This is a genomic window from Halorubrum sp. Ea8, assembly GCF_002252925.1.
In the GTDB taxonomy this organism is placed as follows: Archaea; Halobacteriota; Halobacteria; order Halobacteriales; family Haloferacaceae; genus Halorubrum.
In genome coordinates this window covers 12,584-27,035 of sequence record NZ_NHPF01000111.1, presented here as the reverse complement: position 1 = coordinate 27,035, position 14,452 = coordinate 12,584, and the positions used below count along the sequence as shown (strand labels likewise).

At 67.9% G+C, this 14,452-nt stretch carries 13 protein-coding genes and 1 tRNA gene; 10 read left to right on the top strand and 4 right to left on the bottom strand.

The genetic code is table 11. The features are described from left to right. Nucleotides 1-378: 378 nt before the first annotated feature. Genes DJ74_RS13700 through DJ74_RS13680 form a run of 5 tightly spaced genes read left to right on the top strand, consistent with a single transcriptional unit; the run spans nucleotide 379 to nucleotide 3,535 of the window. A complete protein-coding gene (locus tag DJ74_RS13700; RefSeq protein WP_094527598.1) occupies nucleotides 379-1,623 on the top strand; it encodes a translation initiation factor IF-2 subunit gamma in 1,245 nt (414 codons plus the stop codon). A gap of 1 nt (nucleotide 1,624) precedes the next feature. Next, entirely contained in the window at nucleotides 1,625-2,095 is a 471-nt protein-coding gene (locus DJ74_RS13695) for a PIN domain-containing protein (protein ID WP_094524107.1), read from the top strand. 21 nt (nucleotides 2,096-2,116) lie between these two features. After that, nucleotides 2,117-2,692 (top strand): DNA-directed RNA polymerase, encoded by a 576-nt coding sequence (locus tag DJ74_RS13690; RefSeq protein WP_094524106.1) that lies wholly within the window; start codon nucleotides 2,117-2,119, stop codon nucleotides 2,690-2,692. Continuing rightward, nucleotides 2,692-2,889, top strand: a complete 198-nt coding sequence (gene spt4 / locus DJ74_RS13685; RefSeq protein ID WP_008001262.1) for a transcription elongation factor subunit Spt4 — start codon at nucleotides 2,692-2,694, stop codon at nucleotides 2,887-2,889. The genes DJ74_RS13690 and spt4 overlap by 1 nt, the downstream gene beginning before the upstream one ends. 43 nt (nucleotides 2,890-2,932) lie before the next feature. Continuing rightward, entirely contained in the window at nucleotides 2,933-3,535 is a 603-nt protein-coding gene (locus tag DJ74_RS13680) for a GTP-dependent dephospho-CoA kinase family protein (RefSeq protein WP_094527597.1), read from the top strand. A gap of 42 nt (nucleotides 3,536-3,577) precedes the next feature. Here DJ74_RS13680 and DJ74_RS13675 read toward each other — a convergent pair whose 3' ends face one another. Next, nucleotides 3,578-4,165: a hypothetical protein gene (locus DJ74_RS13675; protein ID WP_094524104.1), complete on the bottom strand. Its 588-nt coding sequence runs from the start codon at nucleotides 4,163-4,165 to the stop codon at nucleotides 3,578-3,580. Nucleotides 4,166-4,372: 207 nt separating this feature from the next. Between DJ74_RS13675 and DJ74_RS13670 the strand changes: the two genes are divergently transcribed. Genes DJ74_RS13670 through DJ74_RS20050 form a run of 3 tightly spaced genes read left to right on the top strand, consistent with a single transcriptional unit; the run spans nucleotide 4,373 to nucleotide 5,612 of the window. Continuing rightward, the gene (locus DJ74_RS13670; protein WP_094524103.1) at nucleotides 4,373-4,681 is read left to right on the top strand and encodes a 30S ribosomal protein S24e; all 309 of its coding nucleotides are present in this window, start codon (nucleotides 4,373-4,375) and stop codon (nucleotides 4,679-4,681) included. 11 nt (nucleotides 4,682-4,692) lie between these two features. Next, nucleotides 4,693-5,454, top strand: coding sequence for a hypothetical protein (locus tag DJ74_RS19910; RefSeq protein ID WP_394338317.1), 762 nt, complete (start codon nucleotides 4,693-4,695; stop codon nucleotides 5,452-5,454). A gap of 20 nt (nucleotides 5,455-5,474) precedes the next feature. Further along, nucleotides 5,475-5,612, top strand: a complete 138-nt coding sequence (locus tag DJ74_RS20050; protein WP_394338316.1) for a hypothetical protein — start codon at nucleotides 5,475-5,477, stop codon at nucleotides 5,610-5,612. A gap of 29 nt (nucleotides 5,613-5,641) precedes the next feature. Here the strand turns inward: DJ74_RS20050 and DJ74_RS13655 are convergent, their stop codons facing one another. The 3 genes from DJ74_RS13655 to DJ74_RS13645 all read right to left on the bottom strand — a co-directional run bounded on the left by DJ74_RS13655 (nucleotide 5,642) and on the right by DJ74_RS13645 (nucleotide 9,018). Then, nucleotides 5,642-6,040 carry a hypothetical protein gene (locus DJ74_RS13655; RefSeq protein WP_094525871.1) on the bottom strand — a complete coding sequence of 133 codons (399 nt, stop codon included), beginning with the start codon at nucleotides 6,038-6,040 and terminating at the stop codon, nucleotides 5,642-5,644. Nucleotides 6,041-6,290: 250 nt separating this feature from the next. Next, nucleotides 6,291-7,514 (bottom strand): mechanosensitive ion channel family protein, encoded by a 1,224-nt coding sequence (locus DJ74_RS13650; protein WP_094525870.1) that lies wholly within the window; start codon nucleotides 7,512-7,514, stop codon nucleotides 6,291-6,293. Between the two features lie 94 nt (nucleotides 7,515-7,608). Then, nucleotides 7,609-9,018: a hypothetical protein gene (locus DJ74_RS13645; RefSeq protein ID WP_094527596.1), complete on the bottom strand. Its 1,410-nt coding sequence runs from the start codon at nucleotides 9,016-9,018 to the stop codon at nucleotides 7,609-7,611. A 168-nt stretch (nucleotides 9,019-9,186) separates the two neighbouring features. On the opposite strand from DJ74_RS13645, the gene DJ74_RS19250 reads away from it, so the two are divergent. Both DJ74_RS19250 and DJ74_RS13640 read left to right on the top strand, forming a co-directional pair. Then, a tRNA-Met gene (locus DJ74_RS19250) sits at nucleotides 9,187-9,340 on the top strand. Between the two features lie 510 nt (nucleotides 9,341-9,850). Next, nucleotides 9,851-13,270: a carboxypeptidase-like regulatory domain-containing protein gene (locus tag DJ74_RS13640; RefSeq protein WP_141212713.1), complete on the top strand. Its 3,420-nt coding sequence runs from the start codon at nucleotides 9,851-9,853 to the stop codon at nucleotides 13,268-13,270. The last annotated feature ends 1,182 nt before the right edge of the window (nucleotides 13,271-14,452 follow it).

Below are 14,452 nucleotides of genomic sequence, written 5' to 3'. Positions count from 1 at the left end.
CCTCCAAAGCCCCGGCCGCGAGGACTCGGTGCGGTCGCTGCGGTCCTCAGTCGCTCGCGGTGCTCGCTCCCTGCGGTCCTTGCTTCCCGCGCCTTCGTCCTCGCGGCCGCCCCTTTGAGTCCCACCCCCACAGCGACCGCACCTCACACCTCCCCAGCCTCGTCGCGCGTGCGGTTCGCGGCCCGTGGCCGCTCACCGGCACGCGCCACCGCATCGCACGCTCATTTATAACTGATCGTCGCCGTCGCTCTCGGGCGTCCGTCTCGCGTCGTCGCTCTCGGGCGTGCCGGGCGACGCCCCTATCGCCACTATAACAGCAACTTTATCACTCGCACGGGGCGAATTTCCGGTAAGACTACTCCGTTAGGAGGTCCAACAGTGACTGAAGCCAACACACAACCGGAGGTGAACATCGGTCTCGTCGGTCACGTCGACCACGGGAAGACGACGCTCGTGCAGGCGTTGTCCGGCTCGTGGACCGACCAGCACAGCGAGGAAATGAAACGCGGTATCTCGATCCGGCTGGGGTACGCGGACGCGGCGTTCCGGCGCTGTCCCGGCGTCGACGCGCCCGAGTGTTACACCGTCGACGAGGAGTGCGAGGACGGCTCCGAGAGCGAGCCGATCCGGACGGTCTCGTTCGTCGACGCCCCGGGTCACGAGACGCTGATGGCGACGATGCTCTCGGGCGCCTCGATCATGGACGGCGCCGTGCTGGTCGTCAGCGCGACCGAAGACGTCCCGCAGGCGCAGACGGAGGAGCACCTGATGGCGCTCGACCTCATCGGGATCGAGAACGTCGTCATCGCACAGAACAAGGTCGACTTGGTCGACCGCGACCGCGCGGTCGACAACTACCGGCAGATCCAAGAGTTCGTCGAGGGCACGGTCGCGGAGGACGCGCCGATCGTCCCCGTCTCGGCCCAACAGGAGGTCAACCTGGACCTGCTCATCGACGCGATCGAGACGGAGATCCCGACCCCCGACCGCGACCCCGGCGAGAACGCCCGGATGTACGCGGCGCGATCGTTCGACATCAACCGGCCGGGCGCGACCGCGGCGGACCTCAAGGGCGGCGTCGTCGGCGGCTCGCTCGTCAGCGGCGAGCTGTCGGTCGGCGACGGGCTGGAGATCCGTCCGGGTCGCGAGGTCGAAGAGGAGGGCCAGACGGAGTGGCGGCCGCTCGAAACGACCGTCCGCTCGCTGCAGGCCGGCAGCAACGACGTGGAGTCGGCCCGGCCGGGCGGGCTGCTCGGCGTCGGCACCGGGCTCGACCCGAGCCTGACGAAGGGCGACGCGCTCGCGGGGCAGGTCGCCGGCGAGCCCGGGACGCTCCCGCCGACGCGCAACGAGTTCGAGATGCAGGTCGACCTCCTCGACCGCGTCGTCGGCAAGGAGGACGACGAGAGCGGCGAGAGCGACATCGAGGAGATCAGCACCGGCGAGCCCCTGATGCTCACGGTCGGCACCGCGACGACGGTCGGCGCGGTGACCAGCGCGCGCGACGGCGAGTGCGAGGTGAGCCTCAAGCGGCCCGTCTGCGCCGAGGAGGGCGCGCAGATCGCGATCAACCGGCGCGTCGGCGCGCGCTGGCGGCTCATCGGCGTCGGGACGCTCTCGTAGCGTGACGGACGACGCCCGCGCGGACGGTTCGGACTCGGCTCGCACGGGCGACACTCCGACCGCGGTCCTCGCGGACGACGGCCCCGACGACGCCCCGGTCGTCGCGCTTGACGCGAGCGCGCTGATGGCGCCGGTCGAGGCGAACCTGCGGCTGTTCGAGGAGCTCGACCGGCTCCTCGGCGCGTACGAGGCGGTCGTCCCGGCGGCGGTCGTGTCGGAGCTCGACAGGCTGCAGGGTGGAAACGGCGAGGAAGCGACCGCGGCGAGCGTGGGCGCGGACCTCGCGGCGCGGGCCGAGACGGTGGCGACGGACGAATCGTACGCCGACGACGCGCTGGTCGAACTGGTCACCGAGGGCCGGGTCGACGGCGTCGTCACTAACGATCGACCGCTGGCGAACCGGGTGCTGGAGGCGGGCGCACCAGTAATCGGTTTAAGGGGTCGGAACGCACTGGCGATAACGGAACCCTAGCGGACGCGGACAACCAAGAACATGTACAAACGAGTTCGACTCAAGGATACGGTCGAGGTGCCGCCGAAACACCTGGCGGACGTCACCGACGAGCGGGTCAAAGCCCTGCTCCAAGACAAACTGGAAGGACGAATGGACGAGGACGTCGGCAGCGTCGTGAGCGTCATCGACGTCCACGACATCGGCGAGGGGGCGGTGTTACACAACCGCCCCGGCGTCTACTACGAGGCCGAGTTCGACGCGCTGACGTACGACCCCGACATGCAGGAGGTCGCCGACGGGACGGTCGTCGAGACCGTCGAGTTCGGCGCCTTCGTCGGGATCGGGCCGGTAGACGGCCTGCTCCACGTCTCGCAGATCACCGACGAGTACCTCACGTTCGACGGGGCGAACCAGCAGCTCGCCTCCTCGGACTCCGACAAGACCCTCGGCGTGGACGACGCCGTCCGGGTCCGCGTCGTGACAAAGAGCATCGACGAGCGCAACCCTCGCGACTCGAAGATCGGGCTCACCGCGAAGCAGCCGGGGCTCGGGAAACACGAGTGGCTGGAGGGAAAGCGGCTTCACCGCGAGCAGACCGGTGAGGAGGCCGACTGATGGCCGAAGACCGCCTCGCCTGCCGTGAGTGCCACCACGTCAACGACCCCGACTCGCAGACCTGCGAGCACTGCGGGTCGTCGTCGCTGACGGAGGACTGGGCGGGCTACGTCATCATCACGAAACCCGAGGAGAGTCAGATCGCCGAGGAGATGAACGTCACGAAGGCCGGCTCGTACGCGCTGAAGGTACGGTAGCGACGCCGGAGCGGCAAAGACCGAGAGTCACGCGCCCCGACTCATGCTCACCCTTCCAGACTCCATGCGCGACGCGTTCAAAGAGCCGCTCGGCCCGGTGACGACTGACGCCGAGGAGCTGCTCGCGGGGGCGGCGGAGACGACGGCCGAGTACGGAGACGGGGGCGCCGCGGGCTCGGGCGCCCCCGACGCCCCCATCGTCGCCGTCGGCGACGTGGTCACGTACCACCTCCGCGAGGCGGGCCGCGTCCCCGACGTCGCGCTGATCGACGGGAAGACCGAACGGGAGGCGGTCCGCGCGGAGATCGAGTCGGCGCTCGCGGCCGCCGAGGACCGCCGCGTTCGCGTCGAGAACCCCGCCGCGTCGCTGTCGGCGGCGCTGCTCTCGGCGCTACGCGACGCGCTCGATGCGGGCGAGCCGGTCATCGTCGAGGTGACGGGCGAAGAGGACCTGGCCGCGCTCCCGGCGATCCTCGCGGCGCCCGACGGCGCGAGCGTCGTCTACGGTCAGCCCGGCGAGGGAATGGTCCGGGTCGCGGTCACGCCCGAGTCCCGCGCGGAGGCGCGAGCGCTGTTCGAGGGGCTCGACGGCGACGTCGAGGCGGCCTACGAGGCGCTGGGGATCGCGCCCGACCGCGACCGGTAACCGGCCGACGACGGCCCCGTTCGGTTCTGATCGCGACCGCGCTCACGGCGGGTCGACGTAGGCACTCGACGCCAGCGCTCCGAGACCGACGACGAGCCCGGCGGCCGCGGTGAGCCGCGGCGTGGCGGGGAACGGCTCGTAGACGAGGTACGGCTCGATCCCGAGATCCGTCAGCCGCCGGACCGCGGCGGTGCCCCACAGGCCGCTCGCGAGGATCGCGCCGCCGGAGACGACGCCCAGCGTTCCGGTGACGAAGCCGAACCCGGATGCCGCGTCCTCGACCGCGATGAGCGTCCACGTCCGGTCCTCGCTCGGGTCGGGATGGCGGTCGACGTACAGGGCGACGACGGTGAGTCCGACGCTCGCGGCCGCCAGACCGACGACGCCGACGAGCACGGCCGCGACGGCCCCGAGGCGGGTCATCGTCGGGTTCCCCGCGAAGTACGTCTCCCTGACCGCCACCGGGAGCGCCGCCGTGACCGGCCCGACGAGCGCCGCCAACAGCGCGAGGAGACCGCACACCCGGAGCTTGGTCCGGACGGACAGCGGCACGATGACGTGTTTCGACCGGAGGAGGTCGTATCGGGTGCGCTCTGTCGGCTCGACGAACGGTTCCGTGTCGTCGGACATCCGACCGACGGTTGGTGCTAATCGGACTAAACCGTGTCTCCGGCGGTCGCTCGGGCCGCCTCCCCGACCGTCGGCCCGGGGCGCGTCGTCGGCGCGGTGATCGAGAGTGACGATCCCAGATCGCGGGCGTGAGGGGAGCGACTCCGCCCTCACCCCCGCTTCGAAATCCTTTTACAGCTTTCGAGGGGATATACGCTTAACTGAACCATGGACGTCGATATCATCTCCGAAGAGGAGAACCCGATGTTGCACCGCACGGACATTCGATTCGAGACGACTCACGAGGAGGCGACGCCCTCCCGGCTCTCGGTCCGCGACTCGCTCGCGGCCAAGCTTGACAAGGCCTCCGAGGAGGTCGTCGTCCACGAGCTGAACACGAAGTTCGGCATGCGCAAGACGGTCGGCTACGCGAAGGTGTACGACACCGCCGAGGACGCGCTCGACGTCGAACAGGAGCACATGCTCGAGCGCAACAAGATCGGCGACGAGGCCGACGCGGACGCCGAAGAGGCCTGACGGCGCGCCGGATGCGCGTTCTCGGTATTGAGGGGACCGCGTGGTGTGCGAGCGCCGCGCTGTACGACGCCGAGACCGACTCCGTTCTCATCGAATCGAACCCGTACGAACCGGATAGCGGCGGGATTCATCCGCGCGAGGCCGCCGAACACATGTCCGAGGCGATCCCAGAGGTCGTCGACGCGGTCCTGACGGCGGCCGAGACCGAGCACGGCCCGGATGCGATCGACGCGGTCGCCTTCTCGAAGGGACCGGGGCTCGGCCCCTGTCTCCGGACCGTCGCCACGGCCGCGCGTGCGCTCGCCGGGGTGCTCGACGTCCCCCTCGTCGGCGTCAACCACATGGTGGCGCACCTGGAGATCGGCCGCCACCAGTCCGGCTTCGAGAACCCGGTGTGTCTGAACGCCTCCGGCGCGAACGCGCACCTGCTCGGCTACCACGACGGTCGCTATCGCGTGCTCGGCGAGACGATGGACGCCGGCGTCGGCAACGCGATCGACAAGTTCACGCGCCACGTCGGCTGGGACCACCCCGGCGGGCCGAAGGTGGAGGCCGCGGCCGCGGAGGCGGCCGCCGAGCGCTCGCCGCGGTCGGCTTCGAGACGGAGCCGTTCGGCGGCGGGACGGTCAGGCTCAGGTCCGTCCCGGCGCCGTTCGGTCGCACCGCCGACGCGGACGCGTTCCGCGACACGCTCGCGACGCTCGCGAGCGGCGAGTCGCCGCGGGACGCACGGGAGGCGCTGCTCGCCGACTTGGCGTGCCATCCGTCGCTGAAGCGCGGGGAGATCGGGTCGTTGAGCCGAGACGAACAGCGCTCGCTCCTCGACCGACTCGGCGAGTGTGACCGCCCGTACGCCTGCCCGCACGGGCGGCCGACGGTGCTATCCGTCGACGAGGCGACGTTCGCGGCGGGGTTCGATCGGGACCGGTAATCGACCCGAGAGCCGCTCCGTGCGGCGACTCACCCCGATCGATGGCCGGTGGCCTGTCGCCGGAGGAGGTGCCCGCCGACCGCCGCGATCAGGACTCCGGTGCCACCGATCCAGCCCCGCTGTACCGCGTTCAGCGGCGTCGACCGCATCGACTGCAGTCGCGCGCTCCGGTACTCTCCGAGGGTGGTGTTCTCACAGGCTCGAACGTCGCTCTCGTTCAGCGGGACCGTCTCCATCCCCAGTCCCGTATCGACCAGTCGCGACTCCTCCGAGAGGTCCGCGCACTGCCGGGCGTACGCTTCGTAGTCCTCGCGGGTCACCGACGTCGTGGCTGCGGCGTAGACGAGTCCGCCGACGAGCGCCACGCCGATCAGGAGGGCTCCCAGTCCGACGACGACGTCCGGCCAGTAAATCTCGCGCTCAACCATTATCCCACCACCCGAGCGGGGTCGGGGCGATTCGCGCCGACCGGCGGCGCTCACGAGACGCCCCGCCGGTCGCCGAGACGGCCGTTCGGCCGCGACCGAGGCCGCTCATACCGTCTCTCGGACCGCCGGATGAAAAGAAGTTGCGCGGACCTCGGCGGTTCCACGCCGTCGTCGCTCGTCTCCGGGGCGTCCCGGCCGTTCGGACGAGGCGACCCGCGGCGACGTGGAGCCGGTCCGGGGCGGTGCGCCCTCAGGCCGGCCGGTCGCTCACGCGGCCGTCGCCGTCGCCGTCGAAGCGCTCGACGCGCTCGACGGTCTCGTCCGCCTCCGTCGTCTCGGGCGGGTACGAGACGGTCCGCTGCGGGTACGGGATGGATATCCCGGCGTCGGCGAACCGCTCTTGAATCAGCTCGACGGCGGACGCCTTCGAGCGCCAGCGCGCCTGCGGCGTCGGGGGGTCGATCCAGAAGCGGAGGTCGAGCAGGATCGCCGAGTCGCCGAAGCCGGAGGGAATGGCGTACGGCTTCGGGTTGTTGGCGACCGTGTCGATCTCGGTCAGGACCGCTTCCGCGATCTCGCTGGCGGCGTCGGGGTCGTCGTCGTAGCCGATACCGACCTCCATGTGGATGCGGAGCCGCCCCTCGCGGCTCCGATTCGTGATCGCCTGGTTGGTGACCAGATCGTTCGGGACGACGACGTACTCGCCGTCGAAGTTCCGCATGTGGGTGTTCATGATCGTGATCTCGGTGACGAACCCCTCCTGATCGCCGATCTCGACCCAGTCGCCGATCTCGAACGGGCGCGCGAACATCAGCACGAAGCCGGCGATGAGCGAGCCGAGGGTCTGCCTGGCCGCCATCCCGAGCACGATGCCCAGAAAGCCCGCCCCGACGAGCAGGCCGCCGAGGTTCACGCCCCAGATCCCGAGGACGGTGACGCCCGCGATCACGAGCAGTCCGACCTGCATGATCCGGGTGAGGAGCTGCTCCTGGTGGGCCGTGATGCGGTCGCTGTCGGCGGAGAGGTCGGCGACGTACTCCTCTAACACGTCGCTCGCGACGTAGGCGCCGCCGAGCAGCAGCGCCGAGAGGAGGGCCCGCCCGGCGACCGTCGCGGCGTTCTCAGCGACGGGAAGCACCGCGACGACGACCGAAAACTGCCCCCATAACGTCAGCACGGCGACGGCGGCGAGCGCGAACAGGGCGAGCTGGAACAGGCCGACGAGCAGCCGCAGGCCGAACGAGACGGGCACCGCCTCGCGGAGGGTCTCGATCGAGCTCTCTCCCCGACCGTCGAGGAAGCGCTCCAGCCACCCCGTGACGACTCGTTCGCCGGCGCGGACGACCCGCGGGAGGAGCAGCCAGCCGATCAGCGCCGTCAGGAGGAGGATGCCGACCGTCACGGCGAGGCGGGCCTCCGCGGTCACGACGCCGCCGAGCGCCGCGTCGAGGCGCGGGCCGAGCTGTGTGGTCACTCCCTGCCCCTTCGTCGTCGGATACAAAAATGCACCCCTACGGTTATCGGTTCGGAGAACTCGGCGAACCGCCCCCGGACGGCGCGGACCGGTCTCAGCGGCCGCGTCGGAGCTCCTCGATCAGCTGTTCGATGAGCGCCGACTGCCGGTCGAGCCGCTCGGACTGCTCTTCGACGGTGCGGCGCAGCTCGGCGACCTCGGTCGCGAGGTCCTCGCCCTCGACGCCCGCGGTCTCGAACGGCGACCCGTCGAACGCGTCGTCGTCGGTCGGGACCGCCGCGTCTCCCGCCGCGGCCGGGTCAGCGGGATCGGCCGACGAGGCCTCCTCGACCGATGCGGTCCGCTCCGCGGGCGGCTCTCCGGCGGCGTCGCCCGCGAGGTCGGCCCCGTCTCCCGTGCCGACGTCGACCGCCGGATCCTCGGCCGGGGATTCGGCCAGCGGGTCGGCGTCGACCGCGTTCCCCCCGGCGTCCCCGCTCGCGCCCTCGCCGGTCTCGCTCAGCGGGTCGGTGTCGTCGATCGGCTCAGCGTCGTCGATAGGGCCGGAGCCGTCGAACGGATCGCCGGCGGAACCGGGTCGGGCGTCGGTCTCGCCCGCGGACGCGGCCGCGGGCTCGGTATCGCTGGCGGCATCGGCTCCGGTCGCGGCGGACGGCTCGGCGTCGCCGACGCCCGCGGAGAGGGGGTCGCTCGCCGCGCCCGCGCCGCGCTCGCCGTCCGTCTGCGGCCCGGGGTCGACCCCCGTTTCGGCCGCCGCCTCGGCCTCCGCCTCCGCGTCGGCGACGGGCGACGCCGAGAGGGGGTCGGGCCCCTCGCCGAAGTCGGTCGCGCCGTCGGCGTCCGCGTCAGCCTCGGACTCCTCGTCGTCGGCGACGGTGACGCGGAACTCCTCTAAGCTGTCGACGCCGTGATAGGCGCAGACGGCGTCGACGAGGGTCTCGCGGACCGCGCGCGCGGACTCGTTGGGGGCCTTGAAGCGCTCGGAGCGGCCGCCGTGGGCGAGCACGACCGCGGTCGCGACCGTCCCCTCCTCGAAGTCGAGGTCGGTGAGGTCGGCGTACGGGAACTCCTCGAACTCGTCGTCCCAGACGGCGGAGCCGACGTGTTTGACCAGTCGGTCGCTGGTGACGACGAGGGTGAGCTCCGAGAAGCGGAAGGTTCGGAGGACGGACTCGCCGGGGCCGGTGACGCCGGTCGCCGAGAGGACGCCGGCGAGGATCGGGTGGAGCGCCTCGTCGGCGCGCTTCGCCGGCAGCGAGAGGGTCTCGTCGCCGTCGAGGCCGTAGCCGAGGGTGAGTTTCGCCTTGCGGCGGCCCGTCGAGACCGCGATGCGCTCGACGTCGTGGGAGTACTCCGCGACCGACTCGTCCGACAGCAGCCCGTCGCCGCGATAGACGAGCGTCCGCGTCGGCGTCACCGCGAGCCGGTCGTCTCCCCCAAGCGAGACCGCGGCGACGACGTCCTCGTCGCCGACGGTCTCCGCGAGCAGGTCGGGAAGGCTCATGTCCCGGGGATTCGCCCCGTCCCGCATAAATCCGCGGGGTCCGGTTCTCGGATCGGTCACCTCAGGCGCCGCCGCTGCTGACGGCCCCGTCGCCGCCCTCTGTCACCGCCTCACATCCCTCCGACGGATGGGAAGCTTAAAGAGTATCATCGCGGTACGGAACAGTGAGGCCGGGTGGCTTAGCTGGACATAGCGCCGCACTCATAGGGTTCGGAGATTCGGTGCGGTGACGCCTTGGAAGCGTCCGCGTCCTTCCCGTGGCTCCGCCGAGCCTCGGACCTGGGACATGCGGAGATCGTGGGTTCGGAGCCCACCCCGGCCATACATCACATTGTTAGGACGGTGAGTGACAACAACTGACCCGAGCCGTAGCTATTTGTTGCGGACGCACGCGTTCTCCGACGCCGGAGCGCCACGGGAGTGTCGCCGTGACAGCGCGCGCCAGTGGCGCTTCGGCGTTCGGAACTCGAACGATTAGTGAGGGCGCCGCCCGATCGACTCGCGACCGGTCCCCGCGATTCGTCACGTGGGACGCGACTCGCAACGACGGGAGGCTACCGACGAGAACGTAACACGGTGGATCCCGAATAGCCGAGGCCGTCCGCGCCGTCGCCACGGCAGCTCGGTCGCTCGCGGTAACAGAGTGCGAGTCCCCACACCGCGGTTCCGGCGCGTCACACCACTTCCTCTCGGGGTGCTGAAACGTCTCTGCGGCCCTCAGCGAAGGTCGAACACGTCCGTTTCGCCCGAAATCGAAAACGGCCGTTTCATCCCACTCAGCTCGGGTTGTGAGGCGTTCACACACTTCAGCGATCGACACAAAGTACTTATAGTGACCGCCGCAACAGTCGCTCGCAGCCCCTACCCAAGCGACACGAACGTGAGTAATCCACGTCGAGTCCGGCCGCACCCACGTCGAGTCAGTAGGCGATGCCGACGACGAACGGGCATCCAGGCGAGGACAAAGCACCCTGTCGCGACACGCAACACGGCAACAACAATGACAAACGACAATACCACACGCAAGAAGGCTAACGCGGTCTTCTTCACCGCAGTCATGGTCATCTCCATGGTTGCTGCAGGCTTTGCGGCCGCTCCGGCGGCTGCAGCTGTCACCAATATTGCCCCCGGAAGTGCGGACGATGTTTCCGTGGGTAACGGTGAAGCAACACAGGCCGTATCGTTCGACGTAAGTATCGAGGACGGAGACGCCGATGTCCCGGTGACGGTCAACCTCTCTGAGGCGGCCGCTGCCGACATTTCTCCGTCTGTGACTAGCGTTTCCACGCCCAGTGGCGACGTGACTGTCTCTGACCAAGGGATTAGTGGGGCGACTCACACAATCAACGTCACTGACTCCTCAACTGGCGATGGTGCCCACACGGCCACCATTAACATTGAGTACAGTCACGACACCACGGCGCTTGACAACGGCGACACCACGTCTAGCGACGATGTCAGTTTCGAGATCGCTGACGACGACGCCAGCTCGTCTGGCACCGTCTCTTTCGATCTCGTGAACGCCACTGCAGAGGTAACGGGGACCGTCACGGACTCCGATGGCAACGCAGTTACCGACGCTGACGTGACGCTCTCTGACGCGGACGCAGACGAGTTCGGCGGTGAGGTCACCACCGACAGTAATGGTGATTACACCATCGAAAACGTCGTCGACGGCACGTACACCGTCGAAGCCAGCACCGCAGACTTCACTAAGACACAGGAAGTGACCGTTGAGAACGGTGACTCGGTAACGGCCAACTTCGAGGACTTCGATCAGGTCACTCCGTCCTACACTCCTGACTCAGAGCTGTACTACGCGGGTCAGGAGATCGAAGTCTCTGGACTTCAGCCGGATACCAACTACCAACTCCGCGAAGTCACGGACCGTAGCGACGAAGGAAACGTTATCTCCAGCAATCCGGTGGAGCAGTTCTCCACGAACGAGAACGGCGAGTACACGATCGATACCGACGACCTCGAAACGGGGGATTACTTCCTCCGCGGACCCGGTATCGAAGATGAGCCCGCTACTGAGTTCGAAGTCGCGGTCCAGTCCCTCTCGACCGAGTTCGACGATGAAGAGGTCGAAGAGGGCGACGAAGTCGACCTCGAAATCGACTCGAACCGCGGAACCTACGACCTCAACGTGAGCGCGGACGGTCTCGACGACGAGGAACTCGAAGGTATCTTCGAGGGTAGCGTCGACGACATCGACCTCGACGACGAGGACGAGGAAGTCGCCACGCTCGTCGACATCACCGACGACGACTACGCGGCGAACTTCACCGACATCGACGCGGACGAGTACGACTTCGAGTTCGAAGTGACGGACACCGAAGCCGAGGACACCGCCACGGTCAACGTCACCGAGGCCGAAGACGGTGAGGGCACGATCGGTGACGCGGTCATCGAAGAGCAGGGTGACGTCGCGGCCATCAACGTCGAGCTTGACGAAACCGACGAGGGTACTCTCGTCATCGGTAACGAGGAAGACGACGGTTACCAGGCGAACGTGACGCTCGAAGACGACGAAGACGGCGAAATAACCGTCCTCTTCAACACGTACGCCGCCGGAACCCTCGACGACGGCACCGACGCCGACAGCATCGTCTACACCGATGACGACGACGCGACGGTCCAGCTCGACAACGAGACGGATCTGAACGACATCCTCGACACGGGCACGTACGACGTGTCTGTCGGCCCGGACACGGGTGACGACCGGTTCGAAGAAACGCTCGAGGATCCGGACTCAATCTCCTCGCTCTCGATCGAGCAGCGTGGTGATACGTCGCTCGCGCTCTGGCGGACCAGCGAGAGCGTCGAGTCCGACGTCGCCGACGAGCTCGACGACGAGAACGAGAGCGCGACGGTCGAGCTGATCAACGGCGCCATCGAAGGCGACCTGGTCACGCAGACCGACACAATCGCCGTCGACGACGACGGCACTCGCAGCGACGTGCTCGTTCACCAGTTCACCGCCCCCGGCCTCGAGGGTCCGCTCGCGAGCGCCAGCGGTGAGAACCTCGGCAGCGTCGAGAGCACCGCCGCGCTCTACCAGCTGCTCCAGCAGAACAACAGCGTTTACGCGAACGGCAACGCCGCGGAGGATGACCAGGACCAGCTCGAACTAGTGTTCGAGCTGGATAACCCCGGTCCGAACGAGCCGACCACATCCATCGACGCGAACGAACTCGCGAACGACGTCAGTCAGTCCGAGTTCTCGGACGTGTTCACGGTCGTCTACGACGACGAGACGGACACCTACTTCATCGTCACCGACATCGACAATCTGAACAACGCCGTTGACGACGACGTTCAGATGGAAGACGAGGACCAGTACGAGGTCCAGCTCAACGTCCAAGACGCGCGCCTCCTCGACATCGTTGACGAAGACGACGAGGATGACTTCGAAGAGGAATTCGCCGAGACGTCCGGCACGTTCACAGTCGCAGAGGCTGACGGCGAGTTCGACAACGAGGACGAGATCCAGGTGACGAACGCCGAGGATCAGTCCATCACGGGTACGACGAACGTCGCGCCCGGGACGGAGCTTGACGTGCGCGTCCGCAGTGACGACGACGCCTCGACGAGCTTCATCCAGAACGACGAAGACATCGTCGTGACGCCGAACGGGACGTTCGAGGCCTCGTTCGACTTCAGCGAGACCGCAGTGAACGACACGTTCGAAGCCACGGTCCGTCAGGCGGCCTTTGAGGCCGAGTCCGACGGTACGGTCGTCGAGCAGGTTCAGGAGCCTGCGGTCTTCGAGGTCTCGGACCTGAGCCCGGCTCAGGCCACCGCGACGGCTGGCGACTCGGTCATGGTTTCGGCCACGATCGAGAACACCGGTGAAGCCGAGGGCACCCAGTCTGTCGCGCTCACGCTTGACGGCGACGAGCTCGACACACAAGAGGTCACCCTCGCTGGTGGCGACAGCCAGACCGTCGAGTTCACGGCCGACACGTCCGGACTCGAGGCCGGTGACTACGAGCACGGTGTCTCCACCGACGACGACGAAGCGACCGGCACGCTCACCATCGAAACCGAAGGCGGCATGGATGGTGACGACGGTACCGACGGCGAGGACGGTACCGACGGTGAAGACGGCACTGACGGCGAAGACGGTGGCGACGGAGAAGACGGTGGCGACGGCGGCACCGACGACTCCACGCCCGGCTTCGGCGCCCTCGTGGCCCTCGTGGCCCTCATCGCGGCTGCGCTCCTCGCGACGCGGCGTACCGAGTAACGCAGCAGCGATTCACCACACTCGCTAACTATCGGCCCTCGCGGGTCGACCCCTCGCGGCACCTCCTTATTACGACGCGCCGCTCGGCGAGCGACGGCTCACGAGGCCGCCGCCGAGACGCCGAACCCGACTACGGCCGACCGAAACGCGAACGACCGCACGTCGACGCGCAGTGGTCCGGACGTTCGTTTCGACTCCGTGGTCTTTGGCGTCGCGAACGCAAGTAGTGAACCGTCGGTGTGCTCCGGCCAGCGCGCGTCTCTCGGCCCGCAGAGTACCACCAGGCGGTTGTCGTGATGCCTGCTACACTTCCAGAGACTGCGCGGGCGGCGTACCCACAGGGCCGACTCGGACCCGCCCGCGCTCGACGTCCAACTGGAGGCGGGCCGGTCCGAGTCGCGAACGAGCTCTGTCGCGCCACCCGGCTCGGTGAAGCTCTTATATTCGGCTCTCCGACGACGTCGCGAGGAGACCGATGCAGTGGACACGAGAATCTCCTTCTCGTGCAGGCCGATCTAGTTCCCGCGTGGACAGCGTTGACGTGGCCGCTCTGTTCACACGCGGTATCGACCGACGTGGCGCTCGGCGACTGTCGTCGATCGCGTGAGAGCCCGGGCGGCGGTCATCGGACATCGCTCGGCGGACTCGAGCGCGTGCTCGCGACGAAATCGGCGGCGCTTCGGCTCGCGGGGAAAGCTTGTTGACGTAGCATGCAGTAGATTTAGACGCCGTCTCGTCGCGTTATCGGACCGATGTGCGGGACGCACGGCAACTCACAGACGACGGGGACAGCCCCTACCAAAGAACTAGGTCCCCGTCGCCTGAAGGGCGGTTCTGCCCGGGCGGGGATAGTCACGTCCTAATATTAGCTGTTTCGGTCGAATCTCGCCCGCACACGTCATTGAAGTGAATAATGTTGTTCTAACTGTCGTGGAGTTGCCTCCAAGAACACCGATCATAGGCGCTCTAGGCTCGTCTCAGACGTTAATTGACTGTTAGAATTCCAGCAACACTTATACAGCGCTCCTAAGTCCGTTCGAACTCAATCCACCGCGCACACGCGAGACGACAACCCAATCATGACGTACCACGAGTCGCTCGCGGCCGTCGTCCGATACGACTGACCAGAGAACGGTGAGCGTCAGCTCCGGGTCGCGAGACGGAATACGAGAGGACAGGTGG